General features: G+C 68.9%; 17 protein-coding genes and 1 riboswitch. Of the genes, 7 read left to right on the top strand and 10 right to left on the bottom strand.

Going from position 1 to position 24702, the window contains the following annotated elements; all coding sequences use genetic code 11:
- Positions 1 to 62 precede the first annotated feature (62 nt).
- A riboswitch (TPP riboswitch) is annotated at positions 63 to 196 on the top strand.
- 120 nt (positions 197 to 316) lie between these two features.
- Positions 317 to 2044, top strand: a complete 1728-nt coding sequence (gene thiC / locus FZ938_RS05695) for a phosphomethylpyrimidine synthase ThiC (RefSeq protein ID WP_149197588.1) — start codon at positions 317 to 319, stop codon at positions 2042 to 2044.
- Between the two features lie 33 nt (positions 2045 to 2077).
- Here the strand turns inward: thiC and greB are convergent, their stop codons facing one another.
- Positions 2078 to 2629 (bottom strand): transcription elongation factor GreB, encoded by a 552-nt coding sequence (gene greB / locus FZ938_RS05690; RefSeq protein WP_149197587.1) that lies wholly within the window; start codon positions 2627 to 2629, stop codon positions 2078 to 2080.
- 102 nt (positions 2630 to 2731) lie between these two features.
- Positions 2732 to 5785 carry an Rne/Rng family ribonuclease gene (locus FZ938_RS05685; RefSeq protein WP_149197586.1) on the bottom strand — a complete coding sequence of 1018 codons (3054 nt, stop codon included), beginning with the start codon at positions 5783 to 5785 and terminating at the stop codon, positions 2732 to 2734.
- Positions 5786 to 6463: 678 nt separating this feature from the next.
- Between FZ938_RS05685 and FZ938_RS05680 the strand changes: the two genes are divergently transcribed.
- Both FZ938_RS05680 and FZ938_RS05675 read left to right on the top strand, forming a co-directional pair.
- Positions 6464 to 7948, top strand: a complete 1485-nt coding sequence (locus FZ938_RS05680) for an N-acetylmuramoyl-L-alanine amidase (protein WP_149197585.1) — start codon at positions 6464 to 6466, stop codon at positions 7946 to 7948.
- Between the two features lie 212 nt (positions 7949 to 8160).
- Positions 8161 to 10701 (top strand): penicillin-binding protein 1A, encoded by a 2541-nt coding sequence (locus tag FZ938_RS05675; protein ID WP_149197584.1) that lies wholly within the window; start codon positions 8161 to 8163, stop codon positions 10699 to 10701.
- 69 nt (positions 10702 to 10770) lie between these two features.
- Here the strand turns inward: FZ938_RS05675 and FZ938_RS05670 are convergent, their stop codons facing one another.
- Positions 10771 to 11823 carry an SGNH/GDSL hydrolase family protein gene (locus FZ938_RS05670; RefSeq protein ID WP_149197583.1) on the bottom strand — a complete coding sequence of 351 codons (1053 nt, stop codon included), beginning with the start codon at positions 11821 to 11823 and terminating at the stop codon, positions 10771 to 10773.
- Between the two features lie 19 nt (positions 11824 to 11842).
- The gene (locus FZ938_RS05665; protein WP_149197709.1) at positions 11843 to 13279 is read right to left on the bottom strand and encodes an MBOAT family O-acyltransferase; all 1437 of its coding nucleotides are present in this window, start codon (positions 13277 to 13279) and stop codon (positions 11843 to 11845) included.
- A 360-nt stretch (positions 13280 to 13639) separates the two neighbouring features.
- On the opposite strand from FZ938_RS05665, the gene prfB reads away from it, so the two are divergent.
- Together prfB and FZ938_RS05655 are read left to right on the top strand one after the other, a co-directional pair.
- Positions 13640 to 14771, top strand: a protein-coding gene (gene prfB / locus FZ938_RS05660) for a peptide chain release factor 2 (RefSeq protein ID WP_108546617.1) whose coding sequence is annotated in 2 segments (ribosomal slippage) — positions 13640 to 13708 and positions 13710 to 14771 — 1131 coding nt in all. Because the reading frame shifts where the segments join, the coding sequence is not laid out codon by codon here.
- 127 nt (positions 14772 to 14898) lie between these two features.
- On the top strand, positions 14899 to 15210 hold the full coding sequence (locus FZ938_RS05655) for a peptidoglycan-binding domain-containing protein (protein WP_149197582.1): 312 nt from the start codon (positions 14899 to 14901) through the stop codon (positions 15208 to 15210).
- 15 nt (positions 15211 to 15225) lie between these two features.
- On the opposite strand, the gene FZ938_RS05650 is transcribed toward FZ938_RS05655, so the two are convergent.
- The 4 genes from FZ938_RS05650 to FZ938_RS05635 all read right to left on the bottom strand — a co-directional run bounded on the left by FZ938_RS05650 (position 15226) and on the right by FZ938_RS05635 (position 18556).
- The gene (locus FZ938_RS05650) at positions 15226 to 15486 is read right to left on the bottom strand and encodes a hypothetical protein (RefSeq protein WP_149197581.1); all 261 of its coding nucleotides are present in this window, start codon (positions 15484 to 15486) and stop codon (positions 15226 to 15228) included.
- 89 nt (positions 15487 to 15575) lie between these two features.
- Positions 15576 to 16364, bottom strand: coding sequence for a trehalose-phosphatase (otsB, locus tag FZ938_RS05645; RefSeq protein ID WP_149197580.1), 789 nt, complete (start codon positions 16362 to 16364; stop codon positions 15576 to 15578).
- 871 nt (positions 16365 to 17235) lie between these two features.
- A complete protein-coding gene (locus FZ938_RS05640) occupies positions 17236 to 17529 on the bottom strand; it encodes a hypothetical protein (RefSeq protein ID WP_246457537.1) in 294 nt (97 codons plus the stop codon).
- A gap of 124 nt (positions 17530 to 17653) precedes the next feature.
- A complete protein-coding gene (locus tag FZ938_RS05635; protein WP_149197578.1) occupies positions 17654 to 18556 on the bottom strand; it encodes an ROK family protein in 903 nt (300 codons plus the stop codon).
- A 218-nt stretch (positions 18557 to 18774) separates the two neighbouring features.
- Here FZ938_RS05635 and FZ938_RS05630 point away from each other — a divergent pair, with 218 nt between their 5' ends.
- A complete protein-coding gene (locus FZ938_RS05630; protein ID WP_149197577.1) occupies positions 18775 to 21249 on the top strand; it encodes an ankyrin repeat domain-containing protein in 2475 nt (824 codons plus the stop codon).
- A gap of 35 nt (positions 21250 to 21284) precedes the next feature.
- Here the strand turns inward: FZ938_RS05630 and FZ938_RS05625 are convergent, their stop codons facing one another.
- The gene (locus tag FZ938_RS05625; RefSeq protein WP_149197708.1) at positions 21285 to 22985 is read right to left on the bottom strand and encodes a caspase family protein; all 1701 of its coding nucleotides are present in this window, start codon (positions 22983 to 22985) and stop codon (positions 21285 to 21287) included.
- Between the two features lie 293 nt (positions 22986 to 23278).
- Here FZ938_RS05625 and FZ938_RS05620 point away from each other — a divergent pair, with 293 nt between their 5' ends.
- Positions 23279 to 23542 (top strand): DUF3126 family protein, encoded by a 264-nt coding sequence (locus FZ938_RS05620; protein WP_085088058.1) that lies wholly within the window; start codon positions 23279 to 23281, stop codon positions 23540 to 23542.
- 25 nt (positions 23543 to 23567) lie between these two features.
- Here FZ938_RS05620 and FZ938_RS05615 read toward each other — a convergent pair whose 3' ends face one another.
- On the bottom strand, positions 23568 to 24197 hold the full coding sequence (locus FZ938_RS05615) for a hypothetical protein (RefSeq protein WP_149197576.1): 630 nt from the start codon (positions 24195 to 24197) through the stop codon (positions 23568 to 23570).
- Between the last annotated feature and the right edge of the window lie 505 nt (positions 24198 to 24702).

Raw genomic sequence — 24702 nt, 5'->3', positions numbered from 1 at the left:
ATGGCAGGCGGATGGTCCGCGGCGCTTTCCTTTTGACAGGCGGGTCCGCCGGCGGCAGGATGGGCGCATTCCAGGGGGGTCCCGACAGGGGGCTGAGATACCAACGGCCGGACGGCGCCAAGCGTCGCTGGCAGCGTGGTGACCCTTCGAACCTGATCCGGGTCATACCGGCGAAGGGAGGGACCTCGTGACGGGCCGACCACGCCCCGTCCGGCCGTATCGGCCCCACATCTCTGGGGCGCATGGCCCGCACGAAGATACCGCACCTCCGTCCGCAGTCCCGGGTTTGTCCGCCCAACTCCGACGGAGAAACCCAATGCCCAAGGACTTCAACGAAAACGCCATCCGCATTTCGACCGGCCCGCTGCCGTCGTCGCGGAAAATCCATGTGCCCGGCACGCGTTTTCCCGATCTGCGTGTCGCCATGCGCGAGATCGCGCTGTCGGGCGGCGAGCCGCCGCTGACCGTCTATGACGCTTCCGGTCCCTACACCGACGGGTCGGTCGCCATCGACGTGCGGGCCGGCCTGGCCAAGCACCGCCGCGACTGGATCCTGGCCCGTGGCGACGTCGAGACCACCGGCAGCGGCGTGCTGCGCGCCAAGGACGGCGGCGCGGTGACCCAGATGGCCTACGCTCGTGCCGGCATCGTCACCGCGGAGATGGAATACATCGCGGTCCGCGAGAATCTCGGCCGTGCCGCCGCGTTGGAGGCAACGCGCGACGGCGAAGATTTCGGTGCCGAGATCCCCGACTTCATCACCCCGGAATTTGTTCGTGACGAGGTGGCGCGCGGGCGGGCGATCATCCCGTCCAACGTCAACCATCCCGAGTCGGAGCCGATGATCATCGGCCGCAACTTCCTGACCAAGATCAACGCCAACATCGGCAACTCCGCCGTGACCTCCTCGATCGAGGAGGAGGTGGAGAAGATGGTCTGGTCGATCCGCTGGGGTGCGGATACCGTGATGGACCTGTCCACCGGCGCCGACATCCACCAGACCCGCGAGTGGATCCTGCGCAATTCCCCGGTTCCCATCGGCACCGTGCCGATCTATCAGGCGCTGGAGAAGGTGAATGGCAGGGCGGAGGACCTGACCTGGGAACTGTTCCGCGACACGCTGATCGAACAGGCGGAGCAGGGCGTCGATTACTTCACCATCCACGCCGGCCTGCGATTGGCCCACATACCGCTGACGGCCAAGCGGGTGACCGGCATCGTCTCGCGCGGCGGCTCGATCATCGCCAAATGGTGCCTGGCGCATCACCGCGAGAATTTCCTCTACGACCATTTCGCCGACATCGTCGAGATCTGCCGCGCCTATGACGTGGCGCTGTCGATGGGCGACGGGCTGCGGCCGGGCAGCCAGGCCGATGCCAACGACGCCGCGCAGTTCGCCGAACTGGAGACGCTGGGCGAGTTGACCAAGATCGCCTGGGCGCGCGACGTTCAGGTAATGATCGAGGGGCCGGGCCATGTGCCGATGCACAAGATCAAGCACAATGTGGAGAAGCAGATCGCGCTGTGCGGCGAGGCGCCCTTCTACACGTTGGGGCCGTTGGTGACCGACATCGCGCCGGGGTACGACCACATCACCAGCGCCATCGGCGCGGCGATGATCGGCTGGTTCGGCACGGCGATGCTCTGCTACGTCACGCCGAAGGAGCATCTTGGGCTGCCGGACCGCGACGACGTGAAGGCCGGCGTCATCGCCTACAAGATCGCCGCCCACGCCGCCGACCTCGCCAAGGGCCATCCGGCGGCGCGGCTGCGCGACGACGCCATGTCGCGCGCCCGCTTTTCCTTCCGCTGGCGCGACCAGTTCGCCCTGTCGCTCGACCCCGACACGGCGATGGCCTACCACGACGAGACCCTGCCGGCGGAAGGGGCCAAGACCGCGCATTTCTGTTCGATGTGCGGGCCGAAATTCTGTTCGATGAAGATCACGCAGGAAATCCGCGACGCCGCGGAGTCCGGCATGGCCGAGATGTCGCAGAAGTTCCGCGAGTCGGGCGGGGAGATCTACCAGCCGGCGGCGGAGTGAGGGAGGGGAGGGGGCGGGCCGCCGCCCTCTCCGTCACCCTGCGTACCTGATTTCCAGCACTTCCACCTGTTCCGTCCCCGCCGGCGTGCGCACGTCGACCAGATCGCCTTCCCGCGCCTTCAGCAGGGCGCGGGCCATGGGGGAGATCCAACTGACATGGCCGCGGTCGGGGTCGACCTCGTCGGCGCCGACGATGGTGATGGTATTCTCGGACCCATCCTCGCGGGCATAGGTGACGGTGGCGCCGAAGAAAACCTGTTCGCGGTTCTTCTGGTCCTGCGGATTGACCACCACGGCCGACTCCAGCCGCTTGTTCAGGAAGCGGATGCGGCGGTCGATCTCGCGCAGGCGCTTCTTGCCGTAAAGATAGTCGCCATTTTCAGACCGGTCGCCGTTGCCGGCGGCCCAGGAAACCACTTCCACCACCTTCGGCCGTTCCACCCGCAGCAGGTGGCGCAGTTCCTCCTGCATGCGCTGGAAGCCGGGCGGGGTCATGTAGTTCTTGAAGCCCTGCGGCAGCGGTGCCGGTTCGTCGAGGTCGTCGTCGTCCGGCGTGTCGTTCTCGCGGGTGAAGGCCTTGCTCATGGTCCGACCTGTCCTGTGGCAGGGGTGATAACGTCCGGGAAAAGGAAAAGGCGCCTTGCGGCGCCTTTTCCCGTTCCAGAGGTCCCGGTTGGGCCGTTGGGCTTACCGCTTCCACCAACCGCGGCGCGGCTTGGCATTCGCCTCGTCCTCGTCACCGGCGGGGGCCGGCTCGTTGGCGGGCTCGGCGGCCGGAGCGGGCTGGGGCACCGGAGCCGGCGCGGCGGCAACCGGTGCGGCTTCGGCCGGAGCCTCCGCAGCGGCCTTGCGCTTGCGCGACGCCTTCTTGGCCGGCGCCTTGTCAGTCGCGACCTCTGCCGGGGCTTCGGCGGCGGCAGCGGCCTTGCGCTTGCGGCCCTTGGCCGGCGCTTCGGCAGCAGCCGGAGCGGCCACGGGAGCGGCCTCCACCGGGGCTTCGGCGGCAGCCTTGCGCTTGCGCGAGGCCTTCTTGGCCGGCGCGGTTTCGGCAGCAGCTTCCGCCGGCGCTTCGACCGCAGCGGCGGCCTTGCGCTTGCGGCCCTTGGCCGGGGCTTCCGCAACTGCCGGAGCGGCCACGGGGGCAGCCTCGGCCGGAGCCTCGGCAGCGGCCTTGCGCTTGCGCGAGGCCTTCTTGGCCGGGGCCTTGGCGGCTTCGGGCGGAACCGGAGCGGTGGTCACCGGCGGCTTGGTGGCGGGCACGGGAACCGGAGCTTCGTCGGCCGCCGGGGCCGTATCGCCGGCCAGGATCCAGTCGAGATCGCTTGCCTCGGCCGGAGTTGCCGGAGCCGGAGTGGCCTGAACCGGAGCGGCGGGCTGCTCGGAAACGGCGTCCTCGCCGCCCTCCAGGCCTTCCGCACCCTCGCGGCGCGACCGACGACGGCCACCGCGCTTGCCGCGGCGGCGCTTCTTGCGGCCTTCGCCGTTGCGCTCGCCGGCGTCGGCGCCGGTCTCGTCCTCGTCCTCGTCCTCGTCGTCGCCGTCGGCGTCAGCCGAGTCGGCGTCGGTGGCGGGTTCGGAGATGGCGGCACCGGGGATCGCCTCGGCGGCAACCGGCAGAGCGGTCTCCTCGGTCTCCTGACCGGCTTCGTCCGTCTCGCCCTCGCCCTCGGCGGTATCGCCCTCGGCCCGGCCTTCCTCGCGGTCACGGCCACGGCCGCGACGGCGGCGGCGGCGGCGGCGGCGGTCCTCGCCATTGCCGTCGCCGTTGGTCTCGGCACGCTCGGCGGCCTCCTCGACCTGGGCGGCTTCGACCTCGGCTTCCGGCTCCTCCACCGGCTCGACCGGTTCGGCGGCGAGCGCGCGGTCGGTCTCGGCCATCACGCGGTCGGCACTGACCAGCGGGCCTTCCTCGTCGGGCAGGCGGGCCTTGTTGCGCTCCAGACGGTGATCCGGGGCGATCAGCGTATCGTCGGCCTGGACCATGACGCTGAAGGCGTGACGCTCTTCGATCTTGGCCAGTTCACCGCGCTTCTGGTTGAGGATGTAGAGCGCGATCGAGGTCGGGACATAGATGGTGATCTCCGCCGACCGCTTGCGGATGCCCTCTTCCTCGATGGCGCGCAGCACGTGCAGCGAGGCGGATTCGACCGAACGGACAACGCCGGTGCCCGAGCAGTGCGGGCAACGTTCGAAGTTGGTCTCCAGCAGCGACGGACGCAGACGCTGGCGCGAAAGCTCCAGCAGGCCGAAGGCGGAGATGCGGCCGAGCTGGATGCGCGCCCGGTCGTTCTTCATCGCCTCCTTCATGCGGCGCTCGACGGCGGCGTTGTTCCGCGGCTCCTCCATGTCGATGAAGTCGATGACGATCAGGCCGGCCAGATCGCGCAGACGCAGTTGGCGCGCCACCTCGTCGGCGGCCTCCAGGTTGGTCTTGTAGGCGGTTTCCTCGATGTTGCGCTCGCGGGTCGATTTGCCGGAGTTGACGTCGATGGAGACCAGCGCCTCGGTCGGGTTGATGACGATGTAGCCGCCGGAGCGCAGCTGCACCACCGGGCTGTGGATGGCGTCGATCTGCGTTTCCACCTGATAGCGGTGGAACAGCGGGATCTGGCTGTCGCGGTACAGCTGGACGCGCTGGGAATGGCCCGGCATCAGCATGTCCATGAACTCGCGCGCCGTGCGGAAACCGGCCTCGCCCTCGACCCAGATCTCGTCGATGTCGTTGGAATAGAGATCGCGGATCGACCGCTTGATCAGGTTCGCCTCTTCATAGATGAGGCAGGGCGCCGACGACTTCAGCGTCTGTTCGCGGATGTCGTCCCACAGGCGCAGGAGATATTCCAGGTCGCGCTTGATCTCGGGCTTGGAACGCTCCAGCCCGGCGGTGCGCAGGATGACCGCCATGCCGTCGGGAATGTCGAGATCCGACAGGATTTCCTTCAGGCGCTTGCGGTCGGCAGGGTTGGTGATCTTGCGGGAAATCCCGCCGCCACGGCCGGTGTTGGGCATCAGGACGCAGTAGCGGCCCGGCAGCGACAGGTAGGTGGTCAGCGCCGCACCCTTGTTGCCGCGCTCTTCCTTCGTCACCTGCACCAGCATGACCTGCCGGCGCTTCACCACTTCCTGGATCTTGTAGGAGCGCAGCGGGCGCGAGCGGCGGCGCTGGGTCTCCGCCTCCTCGTCCTCGTCGCCGCCCAGCGTGTCGGGGGCGTCGGCGTCCTGGGCGGCATTCTTGGCATCGGCCTGGGCGGCGCCCTCCGACGGGGCGGCCTGCTCATCACCGGACTCGGCGTCTTCGGCGCCGTTGTCGTCGCCGTATTCCTCATCCGACGCCTCGGGCGCGATGGGGGAGGGCATCGGCGACCATTCCTCGACCACCTGCTCGGGGCGGATCGGCTCGCCCATCACGGCGCCGTCGGCGGCGGCCTCGGCCCGGGCTTCCGCCTGCTCTTCCAGGCGGCGTTCCTCGGCCAGCAGCGCCTCACGGTCGGCGATGGGAATGCGGTAATAGTCGGGATGGATTTCGGAGAAGGCGAGGAAGCCGTGGCGGTTTCCGCCATATTCCACGAAGGCCGCCTGAAGCGAAGGCTCGACCCGCGTCACCTTCGCCAGGTAGATGTTGCCCTTCAGCTGCTTGCGGCTGGCGATCTCGAAGTCGAGTTCTTCCAGCCGGTTCCCATTGACCACGGCGACCCGGGTTTCTTCCGGGTGCGTGGCGTCCACCAGCATGCGCTTGGCCATATACGGTCCTCAACGGCGCGACCCAGGGAACCCGCGCGACCGGTCGGGCCGCCTGGACGCAGCGTCTGTTGTGGGCGAAGCATACGGCACGACGGACCGGAACCGCCGAACGGCGCTGACGAGAGCAGCCAGGACGGCCCGGTCGACACGCGCCGGGCTGCCGCCTTGCGGCCACAGCCAGCTTCGAGGTTTCGTCCTCTCACCGCCAACCCGAACGCGCCACCCCGCGACGTCCCTCCGGCGCGGATGGCCGGACAGGCGGTGTCGGGGGCGACGCCGCAGCCCCTTGGGTAAGCCCCGTGACCGGCGATCGGCTGATCCTGGGAGGTTGGTCCCGGCATCAGCGAATCGGCGCTCACCTTGGGAGTCCGACCCTGGTCTGGCGAATTGCGGTCTGTCGCAAAGATACCATAGACAAGCGATCCCTCTTGCACAACGCGGAAATGCGCCGATTCGGCGAACAAGTTCGTTGCGGGGAAGCGGCGGCGCGCGCTTCCACCGTGGCAGCCCGTCCGGACCTTCCGGCTGCCACGCTCATGCTCACTGTTGCAGGAACGGCACCCCCGTCCGGAATTGACTCGGGATCTGACGATCCGCGTTGAGAGCGTTGAATTGGCTAGGCTATAGCTGAGCGTCCACTGCCTTGTTTCGCGCCCCTTCAGCCGCCGAGGAGTCTCGATGCCACGGCCGCCCCGCCCGACCACAGCCGCCGCGTCCGCCACCGCTTCGGCGCGTTGCCTGGCGATGCGCGTTCTCGGATTGGTTCTGCCGGTGCTGCTGGTGTTGGGGCTGGTCGGTTTCGCTGCGACCGGGGCGGCGAGGGCGCAGACCACCGCGGCCCTGCCGTCGGCGCCGCCGCGCACGGCGGTGGTCGATGCCCGGCTTGGTATCCATCCGGACAAGACCCGCTTCGTGCTGGAGCTGAGCGACACGGTGTCCTTCACGGTGTCGATGGCCGCCGATCCCTACCGCGTCATCGTCGATCTGCCCGACCTGATCTGGCCCGGCGGCGCGCTGCCGGTGGAGGGCAAGGGGGTGGTCGCGCGCTACCACCATGCGGCGGGCGGCCCGCGCGGCACGCGCCTGACCTTCGAGACGGTCGGCCCGGCCCGGCTGCGCGACGGCTACATGATCCCGGCGCGCGACGGCCACCAGCCCCGCCTCGTGCTCGACCTGGAGAAGATCTCGGCGGCGGAGTTCCGGCAGCTCGCCGCGGCCGGGAAGGACGCCAAAGAGGTTACCGGCAAGAGCCCGTTGACGATGTCGTCCATCGTCTCGTCGGCGATGGCGGTTCCGGCGCCGGTTCCGGCTCCGCAGCCTTCGCCGCCGGCTGCCGAAACCAATGCCACCGTCTCGGCCCCGCCGCCCTTCGCGCCGCTGCCGCCGATCCCGCCGGCCCAATTGATCCCGGCCGCGCTGCCCGTGGCGCCGCCGCTGCCGGACAACAAGCCGCCGACGGTGGCGGAAAAGCCGCTGATCGTGCTCGACCCCGGCCATGGCGGCCAGGACCCCGGCGCCATCGGCGTCGGCGGCATCTATGAGAAGGACATCACGCTCGCCACCGCCAAGGAGGTGAAGCGCCAGCTGGAGGCGACCGGCCGCTACCGGGTGAAGCTGACCCGCGACAGCGACGTGTTCATCCGCCTGCGCGACCGCGTCGCCATCGGGCGGGAGGCCGGCGCCGACCTGTTCATCTCGCTGCATGCCGACAGCATCAGCAGCGGCGACGTGCGCGGCATGTCGATCTATACCCTGTCCGACAAGGCGTCCGACCGCGAGGCGGAGATGCTGGCCGCCAAGGAGAACCGGGCCGACGCCCTGGTCGGGCTCGACCTGTCGGGCGAGAACAAGCTGGTCGCCAACATCCTGATCGACCTCGCCCAGCGCGACGCCATGAACCATTCGAAGCGGTTCGCCACGCTGGCGCTGCAGAATCTTGGACGCGACGTGCCGCTGATCCCCAACCGGCCGCACCGGCAGGCCGGCTTCGCCGTGCTGACCGCGCCCGACGTGCCGTCGGCGCTGATCGAGATGGGATACCTGTCGAACCAGCGTGACATCAAGCTGCTGACCTCCTCCGGCCACCGGGAGCGTCTGGGCAAGGGGCTGGCCCGCACCATCGACGCCTATTTCCGCTGGCTGCACGGCACCCAACGGAGCTGAAACGGCGCCGGACCGCCGGAATACCCCCTTTGCGCCGACGCCTTCTTGCGGGCGCCCTCAGCGTGTCACATTTTCCTGACATGACGGGAACGGGGGCGGCACTTCGCACCGCGGCGGTGTAGGATGCGCCGCCCTGTCAGGCGCATCTGCGATCCGGATCCTTCGGGACCGGACCGCGGGCGCGCCGTTCGTCGTTTCTTGCGGGATCGGTCATGCGCCTTCTTCTGTCCTTGCTGATGGCCTTCGTGATGCTGGCTCTTGCCGGCGCCGGGGGGCTGGTCTTCCTGTTCGAGCATTACGACCACGACCTGCCCGACTACACCAAGCTGGCCAATTACGAGCCGCCGGTGACCACGCGCATCTATGCCGGCGACGGGCGCCTGATGGCGGAATTCGCGTCGGAACGGCGCATCTTCGTGCCGATCGACTCCATGCCGCGTCAGGTGATGAACGCCTTCATGGCGGCCGAGGACAAGAATTTCTACGCCCACCAGGGCGTCGATCCGATCGGCATCCTGCGTGCGGTCCTGACCAACATCGAGAATTTCGGCCGCGAGCGCCGGCCGGTCGGCGCCAGCACGATCACGCAGCAGGTCGCCAAGAACATGCTGCTGACCAACGAGGTCTCCTTCGCCCGCAAGATCAAGGAAGCGATCCTGGCGATCCGCATCGAGCGGACCTTCACCAAGGACCGCATCCTGGAGCTGTACCTGAACGAAATCTTCCTGGGGAACCGTTCCTACGGCGTGGCGGCGGCGGCGCTGAACTATTTCAACAAGGCGCTGGACGAGCTGAGCATCGAGGAGGTCGCCTTTCTGGCGGCCTTGCCCAAGGCTCCCTCCAACTACAACCCGGACCGTCAGCACGACGCCGCCGTCGCCCGCCGCAACTGGGTGATCGGCCGCATGGCGGAAGACGGCTACATCACGCCGGAGGAGGCGAAGGCCGCGCAGGGACGGCCGCTGGTCACCCGCAAGCGCGACGAGCAGGAGGTGGTGACCGCCGAGTATTTCTCCGAGGAGGTCCGGCGCGAGCTGGTGAAGCTCTACGGTGAGCAGGCGCTGTACGAGGGCGGGCTGTCGGTCCGCGCCTCGATGGACCCGGTGCTGCAGGTGACCGCGACCAAGGCGCTGCGCGACGGGCTGATCGCCTACGACCGCCGCCATGGCTGGCGTGGTCCCGTCGCCAAGATGGAGAATTTCGACAACTGGCCGAAGAAGCTGGCCGCCATGCCGCCGCCCGCCGGGTCGGAGGGTTGGAAGCTGGCGGTCGTGCTGAAGGACGATCAGGCGGACGGTCTGGACATCGGAGTGGCCGACGGCACCCGCGGCCGCATCCCGCTGTCCGAACTGCGCTGGGCCCGCGCCTCCAAGGACGGCGACGTCGCCGGTCCGGCGATCCGCAAGCCGTCCGACGTCGCCAAGCTGGGCGACATCCTGCTGGTCGAGCCGGTGAGCGGCCCGCCCGCCAAGGACGAGGACGAGAAGCCGGCGAAGAAGAACGACAAGTCGGCCGCCAAGGAACTGCCGCCGGGCAGCTACGGCCTGCGCCAGATCCCGCAGGTGCAGGGCGGTCTCGTGGCGCTCGACCCGCACACCGGCCGCGTGCTGGCGATGGTCGGCGGCTTCTCCCCCGCCATGAGCGTCTTCAACCGCGCCACCCAGGCGCTGCGCCAGCCCGGTTCGTCCTTCAAGCCCTTCGTCTACCTGACGGCCCTGAACCAGGGCTTCACCCCGTCGTCGCTGGTGATGGACGCGCCCTTCTCCTTTGACCCCGGCGGCGGACAGCCGGTCTGGCGGCCGGAGAACTACAGCCATGAGTTCTACGGCCCGACCCCGCTGCGCGTCGGCATCGAGAAGTCGCGCAACGTCATGACCGTCCGCCTTGCCCAGCAGATCGGCATGGACAAGGTCAAGGCGCTGGTCGAGAAGTTCGGCATCGTCGACAACCTGCAGCCCTACCTGCCGATGGCGCTGGGCGCCGGGGAGACGACGGTGCTGCGGCTCGCCACCGCCTACGCCATGCTGGACAACGGCGGCAAGCGGGTGGTGCCGACCTTCATCGACCGTGTGCAGGACCGCAACGGCAAGACCGTCTTCCGCCACGACAACCGCGCGTGCGAGGGCTGCAACAACGTCGCCTGGAAGGATGGGATGGCGGTGCCGGCGGTGCCCGACACCCGCGAGCAGGTGAACGACCCGCGCACCACCTACCAGATCGTCTCGATCCTGGAAGGCGTGGTCCAGCGCGGCACGGCCGCCGCGCTGCGCTCGCTGGGCAAGCCGCTGGCCGGCAAGACCGGCACCACCAACGACAGCCACGATGCCTGGTTCATGGGCTTCTCGCCCGATCTGGTGGTCGGCACCTACATCGGCTTCGACCAGCCGCGCTCGCTGGGCGGCCATGAGACCGGGGGGTCCGCCGCGGTGCCGGTGTTCAAGGAGGTCATGCAGGTGGCGTTGAAGGACAAGCCGGCGACGCCGTTCCGCGTGCCGCCCGGCCTGCGCCTTGTCCGCGTCAACCCGGCCAACGGCCAACTCGCACAGCCGGGCGACAACCGCGCCATCTGGGAGGCCTTCCTGCCGGGTACCGAGCCCAACCCCGACCAACCGCAGGTGGTGCTGGACGGCTCCTCGCAGGCGTCCGGCGCCATGTTGGGCGATCCGAACGCCACAGGCGGCTTCGGCTCGCAACAGCCGGGTGTGCCGGCTCCGCCGGCCGCGGCGACGCTGGGAACCGGTGGGCTCTACTGAGCCAAAAGAAGAGGGGCGCCCACTGTGGGTGCCCCTTTTTGTATTCGCTACGGAACGATGCTGTCGCGGTCAGTGCGTCGTGCCTGCGGCCGACAGCGAGGCCAGCGCGTCCACCGGGCAGGTTCCGAGCGGGCGCAGCGCCGGTTCCAGTGCGGCGAACATCGCGTGCACGCCATCCTCGTTGACGTGCAGGGCGTCCATGAACAGCTCGTCCTTGTCCACCGCGCGGCGGGCGTCGACCACGGTGACGCCGGCTGGCAGGCGGCTCTTCAGTTCGGCGAAGAAGGCGTCGAAATTTTTCAGCTTGCCGGCATAGGTCGGGAAATAGGGGGTGATGACCACCGCCACCCGGGTGCCGTGCGCCTGGGCGCTGCGGATGATGTGGTCCAGCGCCTGCCAGTTGGCGTCACTGGCGGTCATCACCTCTTCCGGCGCGGCGGCGAGCTGCGCCTTCATCGGTTCGGGGATGGCGCCCACCAGGGTGCGGTCGGCGGCGGGCTTCACCAGGCCGGCGATCAGCCGCATGGTCTGGTTGTTGTTGAAGGTCATCAGGTGGAAGGCGTGGTTGGCCATCCACAGCTCCTCGTTCTCCTGCCGGACGAAGGCGTCGATGCGCGGCGAGTAGTAGGCCAGCAGCGGCAGGTCGGCGAGGTCGTGCGGGTTGTCGACCACGCCGGTCGGCTCCAAAACCAGCAGGCGCGGCGCGCCGTGGCGTTCGACGTAGTCCTCCCACAGCAGGGCCGACAGCACGGTCGGCGCCCCGCCCATCCCCAAATTCAGTGCCCGGCCGCAGGTCATGTCCTGCAGGGCGGAGACGGGGAAATGATTGTCCGCCCGCGAGTTGCCGAGCACCAGCACGTCGGCGGGACCGGGGATCGGGCGCGGCTCCGCTTTCAGGGCGGCCTTCACCAGCAGGGGGCTCGGCTGCTGCCCCCCGTCGGCGGGCGGCTTGGCGGGCGGCTTGATGCCCGGCAATTCGGCTTCCGGTTCGAACGGGCGGTAAATCGCCATGAAGCGGTCGCTGGAGCGCAGCAGCAGGCCGCCCAGCGCCGATGCCAGGACCCGGTCCATCGCCGTGACGGTGGCGAGGATCAGCACGATGCAAGCCAGAAGGCGATACATGGGAAGGGGCTCCGTCCGGTCAGAACTGGAAGTAGATGAAGGCGTGGTTGGCGAAGCTGCCGAACAGCAGCATCACCAGGATCAGGGCGGAGCAGGCCATCGACCGCGCCACCACATTCATCCCGGCGTAGCGACGACCGGCTCCGCGCTCGATCATCGCGTCGACAATCAGCACGATCAGCCCGGTGACGGCGACGCGCAGAAGCGAACTGGCCTGCTGGTTGCCCTGCTGAAGCCCGAAATCGCCGTCGGCGATGATGCCCAGGATGGTCCAGACGGTGTGCAGGCTGTCGGCGCGGAAGGGAAGCCAGGTCAGCGTCACCACGGCGAAGACCAGCCCGACCATCACCAGCCGCCCGGCAGCCAGCACCGGACCGCTGAGCCGCACCGGGCTGAGGGCGGCCAGCCGGCGGGCGCCGTCCTCCACCAGCATCAGCCCGCCATGCAGCGCGCCCCACAGGACGAAGGTCCAGTTGGCGCCGTGCCACAGGCCGGAGATCAGCATGGTGATGACGACGTTGCGGATGCGCAGCCAGCGGGTGCGGCTGCCGCCCATCGGCACATACACGTAGTCGCGGAACCAGGTGGACAGCGAGATGTGCCAGCGCCGCCAGAAATCGCGCATGCCGGTGGCGAAATAGGGCCGGGCGAAGTTCGGGCACATGGTGTAGCCGAAGATCTGCGCCAGCCCGATGGCGATCAGCGAATAGCCGGCGAAGTCGCCGTAGATCTGCAGCGAGAAGCAGATCAGCCCGATCACATGCTGGAGCGCGTTGAAGAACTCCGGCTGGTGGAAGCGGGCGTCGACCACCACGGCGGCGTTGTCGGCCAGCCCGATCTTCAGGAAATAGCCCCAGATCACCTTCTCCAGCCCGGCGAAGCGCTCCTCGAACGGGATGTCGCGCGGGCGCTGCTGGATCTGCGGCAGCAGGTCGCGCGCCCGAACGATGGGGCCGGCCACCAGCTGCGGGAAGAAGGCGACGAAGCTGGCATAGCGCACCAGCGAGCGTTCCGGCTGCTTCAACTCACCGGTGTAGAGGTCGATGCCGTAGCTGAGATTCTGGAAGGTGTAGAAGGAGATGCCGACCGGCAGCAGGATGTCGAGCGTCCGCCGCCCGATCTCGATCCCCAGCGAGGCGAGCGCCACCTCGGCGCTGTCGGCGAAGAAATTGTAGTATTTGAAGAAGAACAGCATGCCCAGGTTGGTGCCCAGGCTGAGGAACAGATAGAATTTCCTGGTCTGGCGGTCGGTGGAATCGGCGATCTTCAACCCGCAATAGAAGTCGATGAAGGTGCTGAGCGCCAGCAGGCCGCAGAACCGGTAGTCCCAATAGCCGTAGAAGATGTAGCTCGCCACCAGCAGGAAGGGCGTGAAGGCGCGGGTGCGGGCCAGCGCCATGAAACCGGCGCTGAACACGGTGATGAACAGCAGGAAATTCAGGCTGGTGAAGCTCATCATGCCCCCGGCAGAGGTGGTCGCGCGTCCATGCATCCGCGCAAGAGAGGGCTCGCGCGGAAACGCGCAAAAAAGGCGCGGAACGACGGCGACCATAACCTTGATTTCGGGAATTCCCGGCCGCCGCGGTAGGGTTGTGCGGCCGGATTTGGGACGTACTCTGAAATGAACCGGGCCGATGATCCCAAACGGTTAGGACCTCCAAGCAGGGGCTGGGCCATACACGAAAGTGGCAAGCCTTCCCATTAGGGGCGTCCGGTCGTCCTGCCCGCGGTCATTAAGGGGGTGCAAGGCGGGTAACGAGCGGCTACATATGCAGCCGACAAACCCTTCAACTCTGGCTGACGAGGAGGCACCGCCATGCGGGCCGAGATCGAAGCGGCCGCCGGCGAGATCAGAGAATCGCTGGCGCTGCTGAGGAGGCATCTTTGACTGGGACAATGCACTGCGGCGTCTCGACGAACTGAACAACCTCGCGGAGGATCCCAAGCTTTGGGACGACCCGACGCGGGCCCAGACCATCATGCGCGAGCGCACCCAGCTCGACACCTCCGTCGCCGGTTATCGGGCGCTGGAGCGCGACCTGTCCGACAGCCTCGAGCTGATCGAGATGGGCGAGGCGGAAGGGGACGCCACCGTCGTCGCCGATGCCGAGGCCCAGCTCTACGGCCTGCGCGACCGCGCCAACAAGCTGCAGATCGAAAGCCTGCTGTCTGGCGAGGCCGATGCCAACGACTGCTTCGTCGAGGTGAATGCCGGCGCCGGCGGCACGGAGGCCCAGGACTGGGCGCTGATGCTGATGCGCATGTACACCCGCTGGGCGGAGCAGCACGGCTACAAGACGGAGTGGCTGGACGAGACGCCGGGTGAAGAGGCCGGCATCAAGTCGGCCACCGTTCAGATCAAGGGCCACAACGCCTATGGCTGGCTGAAGACCGAGGCCGGCGTGCACCGTCTGGTGCGCATCAGCCCGTTCGACAGCCAGGCGCGGCGCCAGACCAGCTTCGCCGCCGTCTCGATATCCCCGGTGATCGACGACAAGATCGACATCGAGATCAACGAGAAGGACTGCCGCATCGACACCTACCGTGCGTCGGGCGCCGGCGGCCAGCACATCAACAAGACCGACTCGGCGGTGCGCATCACGCACATTCCGACGAACATCGTGGTGAGCTGTCAGCAGGAACGGTCGCAGCACAAGAACCGCGCCAAGGCGTGGGACATGCTGCGTGCCCGCCTGTACGAGCGCGAGCTGAAGATCCGCGAGGATGCCGCCGCCGCGCTGGAAGCCACCAAGACCGACATCGGCTGGGGCCACCAGATCCGCTCCTATGTCCTGCACCCCTACCAGATGGTGAAGGATCTGCGGACGGAGGTGGAAACCTCGCAGAGTCAGGCGGTGCTGGACGGTGCGCTCGACCCCTTCCTGGAGGCGGCCCTCGCCTCGCGGATCAAGGGGCAGAGCGACGATGCGCACGCCGCCGGCGGCTGACGGATCGGAACGAAAAAAAGGGCGGCCGCTTGCGGCCGCCCTTTTTGATTCCCAGCATTCTGGAATGCAAGGCTGGGCTCGGCTGTTTCAACAGGCTGCGGCCCCAACGATCTGGAGCAACCGATCCATGAACCGACTTCTTCTTCCGGCCCTGTGCGGCGCCATGCTGCTGGCGACCCCGGCCTTCGCGGCCTGCGAGACCGACAATCTGCCGGACGAGATGCGCCGGGCCTTTATCTCCGGCGCGCAGGAGGCGTTGAACGAGCACGGCTTCAACGCCGGAACGGTCGACGGCAAGATGGGATCACGCACCCGCACGGCCATCCGCTCCTACCAGCGCGCGGCGAAACTGCCGGTCGACGGCTGCGCCACCCAGGGGCTTCTCGACCACCTGAACTTCAGCCAACCCAAGATTTACGGCCCGAACAAGCCGCGCTGATCCGGGTTCAGGGTCTCAGGCCAGCATGTCGAGCAGGCGGCGGCTGTTCTCCTGCGTCGCCTGCAGCACCTTGGCGTTCGCGGCGAAATCCACCTGGGCGGAGGTCAGGTCAAGCACCACCGCCGGATCCAGGTTGCCCGCCGCGATCTGCTCCGACGCCGCGTCGGTCCGCGCCTGCGCGTCCTGCAATCCGTCGAGCGCGCCGTCGAGCGCGCTGGCCTGCGGCCGGTAGGGCGTGGCGGTGGTGCCCGGTCCAATGGCTGATCCGATGTCCATGACGCGCTGCCCGGCTGGTTGAGCGGTCAGGATAGCGGGCTGACGGTTTAGGCTTGGTGAATGGGGGCGAATTCAGCCCCCACCGGCCATTACCCCTCCGCCAGCCAGTCCGCAAGCCGCCCCAGGAACGCCGTGGCCTCCGCCGGATCCTGCAGGCTCCAGATCGCCGCGGTCTCCGCCGGGCTTTCCATCACCCGGATGCCGATACCCCGGCCGGCCAGCGCGCGGAAGGCGTCCTCGTCCGTCTCGTCGTCGCCGAGATAGATCGGCAGGGTGCCGTTGCCCTCCAGCCCCAGCGTCTCCAGCAGGGTGACCACGGCGCGGCCCTTGTCCCAGGGCAGGTTGGGGCGCAGCTCGAACAGTTCCTTGCCGCCGGTCATGCGCAGGCGCGGCTGGGCCTCGGCCACCACGCGGACGGCTTCGCCGACCTGCGGCTTGTCGGGCGGGGCGACCTGACGGGTGTGGATGGCGATGGCGAAGCGCTTGCGTTCCACCAGAGCGCCGGCGATACCGCCGAGCCGGTCGCGCAGAAGCCGTTCGGCCGCGTCGAGGTCGGGAACATACTCCACCCCCACCTGCCGACGCAGGTCCGGCCCGCGCAGGTCGAAGCCGTGGCTGCCGGCATAGACCAGCCCGTCCACCGCGACCATCGACATCAGGTCATCCAGATCGCGTCCGCTGACGAAGGCGACCGGGCAAAGTGCCGCCAGCCGCTGCACCACCGCGCGCGCCTCGTCCGGCATGACGGCCAATTCGGGGCGCGGCGCGATGGCGGCCAGCGTTCCGTCATAATCGAGGAACAGGGCGGGGATACGTCCGTCCAGCGCCGCGGTGAACGCGTCGAATTCCGTGAAAGCGGATGGTGGGATGAGGGTCAATGCTGGCTCCTCGCGCCGCTGCCTGTCGGGATGCGGCGGCTGACGGGAACCGGCACGCCGCAGGTGAGTAACGGGCGGGAGGGGAAAACGGCCAGCGTCCCGATGAAAGGAGCGGGCTTGATGTGGCCGATCGGCAACAGATCCCGCCAAAAGCTGCGGCCCCACGCAGGGGCCGGCTTTGGGGGTTGCAGGACCCCCGGGTTCTGATACTGTTGCAGTGCAGCAAGCGATTGCTGCTTCGCCCTTCTTGGGCGTTTCCTCCCTAAACTCAAGGCCGCTGACTTCAGCGGCCTTTTTCTTGCCAGAAAGCCCCCTGGGAAGGCAACCCCTGAAAAAAGTCATAGCGCTGCGGTTTTTCCGTCTGGAATCCGCAGTTTAAGGGGGGCGGGCCACCGCTCGGGCGTGGCCGGCCATTGGTGCGGGCGGTTCGGCTGCGTAGAAAACTCTTTTGCTTACAAAGAGTTGCGCTGATGGGCGACGGCCGTCCGAGGCCGGCCATCGGGTTTGGCGACCGTGGAGCCGCTCCGGATTCGGGCGTTGTCCGGACCATGGGCACCGTCCGTCCAGTGGAATTTTTTGTGCGGATCGCTTGTCAGACCGGTCCAGGGGGTGAAAAACCGCCGCAGGGGAACGGAAGCACTGCCACCGGCCGGCGAACTGTCGTATAGATCGACGTGAAACGCCCATCCGCCGTCATCCACAGGAGTCGTTCCCATGGACATCGCCATCATGGTCCTCGCCGTCGCTTTCTTCTTCTGGCAGACCATCACCGACTGAGCAGGCCACTGCCGTCGGACGAATGAAAAGGGCGGCCCTCGTGGCCGCCCTTTTTCATGTCGTCCTTCAATTCGCCGGCCGGCCTGTCGTCGGGTCAGTCGGCAGCGATCGGCGGTTCCAGCCGGGCATGGGTCGATGCGATCAGCTGCAGCGTCTCCATGATCGACCCGATCGCCTCGTGCAGGTCGGCCTGCTCGTCGCCGGGCAGTCTTGCCAGCACCGTCTCCAGTTCGACAGCCGCATTCTGCAGGCTTGCGCAGGCATGCTCCAGATGGCGTCCGGTGCCTTGAATAGCACCAGCGTCATTTGCAGAATGCAAACGCGCTGCCGGTTTTCCGGCCCGCGTCGCGTTCCGGTTTGCAAAATGCAAATGGACGCTGTTGCCCACAGCCCGCGTCCCCACTTTTTTCCGCATCATGGGCGTACCCCCGTTCGGTCCGGCAAAAGAATGCGCAAGTCCCGTGCCACTCCGTGACCGTTGGTTGCGGCTGCCGTCGCGAAGGTGGTGACGCTCAGTCCGGCCACAGGCGGGCGGCGCCGCGCATCCCGCTTTCGGCGCCATGACGGGCGACGGCCATCCGGGTGCGCGGAGCGGCCGCCAGCGTCCAGGTGCCCCAGCGCCGGGTCACCGCTTCGCACAGGCCGGGCAGGGCGGACAGGCCGCCGCCGACCACCACCATGTCCGGATCCAGCAGGTTCAGCACCGGGGCCAGCGCCCGGGCCAGCGCATCGGCATGCCGGGCCAGCGTGCCGGCCGCGGCGGCATCGCCGGCCAGGGCGCGGGCGGCGATCTCCGGCGGCTCCATCGTCTCGCCGGTCAGATGGCGGTGCAGGCGCGTCAGACCGGCCCCGCACAGCACGGTCTCAAGGCAACCGGTCTTGCCGCAGCCGCAGGGGACCGGCGGGCCGTCGGCCTCCTCGCGCCAGGGAAGCGGCGCATGGCCCCATTCGCCGGCCAGCCCGTTGGCGCCGGGCAGGATGCGGCCATCGATGACGATGCCGCCGCCGACCCCGGTGCCCAGGATGACGCCGAACACCACCGACGTGTCTCCGGCCGCCACTCCGTCCGTCGCCTCGGACAGGGTGAAGCAGTTGGCGTCGTTGGCGATCCGCACCGGCCGACCGATCCGCCGGGCCGCATCGTCGGCGAAGGGGCGGCCCTCCAGCCAGGGCAAATTCACCGCGCGCACCCGTCCGGCCGCGGCATCGACCACACCGGGAAGGCTGATGCCGACGCCGTGCGTTCCGGCCGGGTCGGCAGCGGGAATGAGGGCGGCCACCGTTTCGGCCAGCGCATCCAGCGTGGCGTCGTAGCCGCGCGGGGTGGGGCGGCGGTGGCGGGCGAATTCCGTCCCGTCCCGATCCAGCGCCACGGCGGCGATCTTGGTGCCGCCCAAATCGATTCCGAGTCGCATGTCTGCCGCCGTCCGGATGGGGGAAGATGACCAATTTTCGGGGGCAACCCTATACCGCTCCCCCGATCGGCGGGCCAGGGATGCTTTCGTTCCGGAAGGGTCAATCCACCCACCCCGGAAGAGAGGGGGTAACCGCCCTTTGCCCCGTCGGGGCTTGCGGGGGGCATCACTAGAGTCTCATGAGCGCATCCTTCACTGATCGGCGTCTTGAGATGTCCATGGACCGTTCTGCCCCGAAACATACTTCGCGCGCCCGGCGCGCCGCTCCGGGCCACCACGATCCCGTTTCCGAATCCGCCGGCGCCACGGCGGCCGAGATCCGTGATGGACTGGTTCTCGCCTTTTTGGCCCGCAAGAGGCTGCTGGTGCTGGTGGGCGATGCCGGGTCGGGCCGTCCCGCGCTGTTCCGTCAACTGGTCGAGCATGTCGAGGCCGACGGCGCCATGGCGCTGCCGGTCGCCGCGTCGCTCGGCGCGGAGCTGGAGGATCTGGTCTCCGCTGCCGGCACCGGTGCGCTGCCCGATCTTGCCGCCGGGGAGGACGGTGGCGAGGTCGATTTCGACGCCCTGATCGCCGCGTTGGAGGAAAGGCTGGAGCTTGCCGGTTCCGGGCTGCTGGCGGTGGAGAACGCCGCCGTGCTCGCGCCGCCGGTGCTGACCGATCTGGTCGATCTGACGCGGGCGGAAACGCCGTCGGGCCGCTTCATGCAGGTGCTTCTCTGCGGCACGCCCGAACTGGAAGGAACCTTGGCGCGGGCCGGGCTGACGGAAGTGCTGCGCGACATGGGCGTAATCTACCGGATGTCGTCCGCCGGAGGCTCCGCCGACGAGCCGCAGGATGCCGCCGTATCGCCGGCCGCGCGTCCGGTGCCGATCCTGACGCCGCCGCCCCAGTCAGCGGCAATTCCGCCCGCGAACGACTGGTCGGTGGGTGAGCGGCAGGAAGACCGGTCGCAGGATCACCGCTGGTCGGACGATCAGGCGTGGAGCGGCCGCGATCCCGGACCGATGGGCGGTGCGGAGGGGCCGGTCGCCGACTACCGTGGCCGGGGGTATCCGGGGTTCGGCCAGGGCCAGACGATGCGGGCGCCGCGCCGGACCGGGCTCTATGCCGGAGCGGCGCTGACCACGCTGGTCCTGCTGGGCGCCGCCGGCGCCGCCATCGCCACGGCCATGCCGGGGGCCTTCCCCGACCGGGCGCTGGCGATGGTGGAGGAGGGTTGGGTCCGCGCGCGTGATGCGGTCGAGCGGACGGTGCTGGGGCTGACCGGCAGCGAGGCTCCGGCCGTCAGCCAGCATGCCGCCGCCGATACCGGCACGGCCTCGCCCGGCGCCGCCCCGTCGGTTCCGGCAGCCTCCGTTCCTGTGGCGCCCGCCGCGTCGTCCCCGGCGTTGACACCACCCGCCGCGACCGCATCCGCTCCGCGTCCGGCCGCCACGGCCGATGCCCAGAAGACGCCGGCCCAGAGCGTGCAGCCGCCTGCGGGCGGCACCCAGACGGTGGCGAAGGCGGCGGTGCCCGCCTCGACCGCCACTCCGCCTGCGGCCGCACCGGTCGAGACCGCCGCGCTGCCGCCGGCCGGGTCGCAACCTCAGTCGCAGCCGTCAGCCGCCGCCAAGCCCTCCGCGTCGGGGGGCAATGCGGAGGCGGCGCCGGGCGTCGCCTCGCTGCCGCCGCTGGAGGACCCGTCTGCCACGCCTGCCGTTCCCGCCGTGCCCCAGGTCGCCGTTCCGGACGCCGACACGGCCCAGCGCGTGCGCAGCATGGTCGATCAGGCGCGCCGCCAGATCGCCGGCAAACGCCTGACCACCCCGCCCGGCGACAACGCCTTCGAGACGGTGCAGCGCATCCGCCAGATCGCGCCGACGGCGCCCGAGGTGGCGGAACTGCTGACCACCATGGAGGACACCTATCGCCGCTGGGCGATGCTGGCGGAGCGCGACGGCGACTGGTCGGAGACGAAGCGCTTCTACGAACGGGCGCAGATGATCTCGCCCGCCAGCCCCGATCTGGCTGAACGCATCCGCGCGGCGAGCGAGCAGCGTGCCTATAGCGGTCCGTCCACCGGCACCGCGTCCGGCACCAGCGGCGGAAGTTCGGCGGCGCCGGTGAAGGCGACTCCGGGTCTGGGCGACCGCGAATCGGTGTTGGCCCTGCTGCGCAACCCGGCGGAGCTGTCGCGCACGCTGCAGGCCGGGGCCAGTCCGGATACGCGGCTGGAGAATGGCAAGACCCTGCTGATGATCTCCGCCGAACAGGGGCTGGCCGACGCGGTGCGGGTGCTGCTGGACCGTCACGCCCGCACCGATCTGCGCACTTCCGACGGTGCCACGGCTGTGATGTACGCCGCCTGGGGCGGGCATGATGCGGTGGTCCGCGCGCTGGCCGACGGCGGCGCCGATCTCGACACCACCAACAGCGACGGCAAGACCGCGCTGATGGCCGCCGCCGCCCGCGGCCATCAGGACGTGGCGCGCACGCTGATCCAGCACGGGGTGATGGTCGACCGCACCACCGCCTATGGCTGGTCGGCGTTGATGTACGCCGCCAACAACGGGCACGAGGCGGTGGCCAAGCTGCTGCTCGACAGCGGCGCCAACCCTTACCGCATGGACGCCAACGGCAACTCCGCCCTGACATTGGGGGCGCTGCAGGGCCATCTGCAGGTGGTGGAGGCGCTGAAGCCGCGCTGATCCCCGCCCGGCCGCGGTCTTACCCGGCCGTGGTCTTACTGGTCCAGGCGGACGGAGCCGCGCCACAGGCCGGCGCTCTGTCCGCCATTGGCGTAGTGGAATACGCCCGGCCCGTCCGGCTGGCCGTCGCGGAAGCGCCCGGCGAACCGGCTGCCGTCGGTGAAGGTCATCACTCCATAGCCCGACATCAGGTCGCCCGACCATTCCCCTTCATAGGTCTGGCCGTTGGCGAAGTGGTAGACACCCGCCCCCTGGCGGATCGGCCGGCCTAGCCCCGAACCGGAGGACGGCTGCGCCCAGGTCCCTTCGTAACGGTCGCCGCCGGAGAAGCCGTAGCTCCAGTATCGGCTGTCGGGACGGCTGCGCGCCCGTTCCGCGGCGGTGCGGGCGTCGCCCAGCGCGCGCATCGCCTGCTGTTCCGCCTCGACCGCCGGGCCGTCCGGAACGGTGACGCCGGTGCCGGGCGGCGTGGACGGGAAGCTGCGCGGCTGCTCCGTCCGGATCGGATCGGAATTGCCGGTGGCTGGTGGCTCCACCCCTTGCTCCATGCCTGGATCGCCGAAGGAGGGGCCGGACTCCACCGGGCCACGGGCACGGGCGGCGAGCGGCGACGGGTCGGCCCAGCGGGTGGCCAGCACGCCGGCGGTGAGGTAGCCGGTCCGGCCGGCCGGGTCGCGCACGCGCAGCCAGCTTCCTTCCGGCACAGCCTCCAACACCGTCACCATGCTGCCGGCCGACAGCTGTGCGACGCCGCGCGCACCGACGGCCGGCCGGTCGAACAGGACGCTCGACTTCGCCATCTCGTACTCACCGGGCGGAAGGCTGGGGGTGGTCACCGCGGGCGGTTCCTTCGTCGGCGGCTCCTTTGCCGGAGATGTGGTGGACGCGGCCGGCGGGGTGGCCGGAGGTTTGGCGGGCGCCGATGCCACGGCCGGCACCAGCACCAGATTGCTGCCGAGCCGGTCCTGCAGCCAGGGCAGTTGCCGGCCGTCGCTGCGTTCGGCGACGGCACGCGCCACCTCGGCCAGCGAATCGCGGAAGGCGACGCCGGGCTTGACCATCTCGCGCGCCAGCGCGGCAGTGAAGGGATCGGGACCCTTGCCCGATTTGGGCGGCACCGGCGGCACGCCCGGACGGTGGGCGTAGACGACGAACAGGCCGTCCGCGTCCATCGGCGTGCCCAGCGCGCCGCCGCCGACCCGCTGGGCGAGGGCCTCGGCGATGCCGGGGTCGATCACCACCACCGCCTTGCGTCCGCTGTCCCGCAGGTCGCTCAACAGGGTATCGAGGTCCAGGGCGGCGCGCGGCAGGTCCTCCGCACCCGTTGGCGCGGCGTCGACCGGCAACAGGAACTCCCGCTCCCCCAGCCCGACGGCGAGGCCGGTGTAATAGACGAAGCCGAGGTCGGCACCGGACAGCGCCTCGCGGAAGCGTTCCAGCGCCGATTCCATGGCGATCCGCCCGACATTGTCGGCCCGCGTCACCGAAAAACCGGCGTTGCGCAAGGCCGACGCCATGGCCGAGGCATTGGCTGCGGCCTGGTCCGACCGGCTGTCGAGCGCCGTGTAGCGGCCGTTGTCGATGACCAGCGCCACGCGCTTTCCGTTATCCGCCAGCGCGCCGCCGAAGGGCAGGGCGGCCAGCAGCGCCGCCGTGAGGACGGTCGCTTCAAGGCGGCGCCTCCACCCTCCTGTCTTGCAGCGGGTGGCATGGCTTGCGGTCGGGGTCGCGGTCATCGTCACGGCGTTCCATCCTTCGTCTGCGCGGCAGCCTCCGGCACGGGCATGATCCTATGCGCCGCCCGTCGCCGGGCTGCGTACCGCCGCCGGGAGCATAGCCTTTTCCACCATTCGGGAACCCCGCTCTTTCGGGGCGGCGGACTGTGCCGGCGTTACCCCGCGTGGACGATGGGCGGAGCCGGAGCCGGTTCCGCATCTCCGGCGGGAAGGGGCCGATCCGGCGAGGTATCGCTTTCCCTTCGCGGCGAAGCCGCCTATATGACGCTCCTTCGCAGACAACGAGGTTCGCCATGCCGCCCGCCAAGCCGTCCGTCGTCCGGATGTCCGACACCGAAATCGCCCGTGTGCAGATGTACCTGCGCAAGACGCTGGGCAATCCGAAGATCGTGATCGAGCCGCCGGCCAAGGCCGGCCAGTCGGCCGAAGTGACGGTGGATGGCGAGTTCTTCGGCACGTTGAACCGTGACGAGGACGAGGGCGAGGTGTCCTATGCCCTGAACGTCGTTATCCTGGAGGAGGACCTGCCGGAGCCGCCGGCCATCCCGCGCCGCTGATCCCCGGTTTTTGTATTGCGACGCCCTAGCGGCTGTGAGCGCGAAGCTCCGCCGCCAGGGCGGCCAGCAGGGTCTGCCCGCCCGACAGGGTCAGGCCGCGCACCAGCACGATCGCCTTGCGCCCGCCGCGCCGGTGCATGACCAGCCGCACGTTGCGGCTGCCCGCCGCCTTCAACTCCGCCTTCACCGCATCGTTGGGCGCGACGTTGCCGGCGACGAGAGTCATCTCCGCTTTGTGGCCGTAATCGTGTGCCGGGTCGATCCAGGCGACGAACAGCGGTTTTCCGCCCACCATCGGGTAGAGCGCCAGATCGCGTATCGTCTCGTGCGGATGGATGCGTGAACCGTCCACCGTCAGCCCGCGTGCCGTTACGCCCAGCCGCACGGCCCGGCACTGGACCGTCTCGGTCAGCATCACCACCCACAGCAGCAGCACCGGAACCGCGCAGAACACCGCCAGCCATTGCAGCATGCCGGCCAGTTCGTCGGGCGCCAGACCGGCCCCGGCGATGAAGCCGGTCGCCAGCAGTCCCGCGATCAGCAGATAGCGCGTGCGGATCACCGGAGTCAGCACCGGCGTCGCCACGAACACGGCACCGGCCGCGCCGTCCTCGCGCGTGATCTCAAGGCTGGGGGGCGGCTTGGCGGCGGGCATGTCTTGAGGGTGTTGCAGGGAAGGGGCGTGATCCTGTTCCGGCATGGTGCCGTCCGTCCAGTTCTTTCGCCCATTTCCCTTCGATGGACGGCCGGCACCCGCGGAGCGTGCCGTGCTGGAACCGCCCATCGCCCGTGCCTTGAAAATGGCCGGAGGCGTGGTAATCTCGGGGGCAGGAGGTGACGCGAGCCGCTTCCTGAATGGCGGGACCGGTTTCCCGGCCCCACCACGTCTGGCTTTACCTGTCCTGGTCCGTGTTGAAGCCCGCTTCGAACTCGAACTTCAGCTTGAACCAGAAGCGGCCAAGCCACTTCAGGAATTTTCTCACTCGCGTCACCTCCTTTCGGTTGCCCTTCACGCATGGTGCGCGTCCGGCGGCGCGAGAATACCGTGCACGCATGTGCATGCCAATTGCACATCCTTTGAAATTTGCAGTTTGGCTGTGTCTTGACGCATCCGTCCAGGACGGTCGGACTTCTGCAACCCTGGTGCCGCAACCGGGGCG

Origin of the sequence: Azospirillum oryzae, from assembly GCF_008364795.1 — a bacterium.
In the GTDB taxonomy this organism is placed as follows: Bacteria; Pseudomonadota; Alphaproteobacteria; order Azospirillales; family Azospirillaceae; genus Azospirillum; species Azospirillum oryzae.
Note: the sequence above shows the minus strand (reverse complement) of the source record. Positions and strands in the feature narration are given on the sequence as shown.

Excerpts from the sequence above, each read along its gene's own strand:
- FZ938_RS05685 (WP_149197586.1), bottom strand. The coding sequence starts at position 5,785 with ATGGCCAAGCGCATGCTGGTGGACGCCACGCACCCGGAAGAAACCCGG.
- FZ938_RS05665 (WP_149197709.1), bottom strand. The coding sequence starts at position 13,279 with ATGAGCTTCACCAGCCTGAATTTCCTGCTGTTCATCACCGTGTTCAGC.
- FZ938_RS05635 (WP_149197578.1), bottom strand. The coding sequence starts at position 18,556 with ATGCGACTCGGAATCGATTTGGGCGGCACCAAGATCGCCGCCGTGGCG.
- FZ938_RS05620 (WP_085088058.1), top strand. The coding sequence starts at position 23,279 with ATGCCGCCCGCCAAGCCGTCCGTCGTCCGGATGTCCGACACCGAAATC.
- FZ938_RS05670 (WP_149197583.1), bottom strand. The coding sequence starts at position 11,823 with ATGTATCGCCTTCTGGCTTGCATCGTGCTGATCCTCGCCACCGTCACG.
- FZ938_RS05655 (WP_149197582.1), top strand. The coding sequence starts at position 14,899 with ATGAACCGACTTCTTCTTCCGGCCCTGTGCGGCGCCATGCTGCTGGCG.
- FZ938_RS05630 (WP_149197577.1), top strand. The coding sequence starts at position 18,775 with ATGGACCGTTCTGCCCCGAAACATACTTCGCGCGCCCGGCGCGCCGCT.
- FZ938_RS05615 (WP_149197576.1), bottom strand. The coding sequence starts at position 24,197 with ATGCCCGCCGCCAAGCCGCCCCCCAGCCTTGAGATCACGCGCGAGGAC.
- FZ938_RS05675 (WP_149197584.1), top strand. The coding sequence starts at position 8,161 with ATGCGCCTTCTTCTGTCCTTGCTGATGGCCTTCGTGATGCTGGCTCTT.
- thiC (WP_149197588.1), top strand. The coding sequence starts at position 317 with ATGCCCAAGGACTTCAACGAAAACGCCATCCGCATTTCGACCGGCCCG.
- greB (WP_149197587.1), bottom strand. The coding sequence starts at position 2,629 with ATGAGCAAGGCCTTCACCCGCGAGAACGACACGCCGGACGACGACGAC.
- FZ938_RS05625 (WP_149197708.1), bottom strand. The coding sequence starts at position 22,985 with ATGACCGCGACCCCGACCGCAAGCCATGCCACCCGCTGCAAGACAGGA.
- FZ938_RS05650 (WP_149197581.1), bottom strand. The coding sequence starts at position 15,486 with ATGGACATCGGATCAGCCATTGGACCGGGCACCACCGCCACGCCCTAC.
- FZ938_RS05680 (WP_149197585.1), top strand. The coding sequence starts at position 6,464 with ATGCCACGGCCGCCCCGCCCGACCACAGCCGCCGCGTCCGCCACCGCT.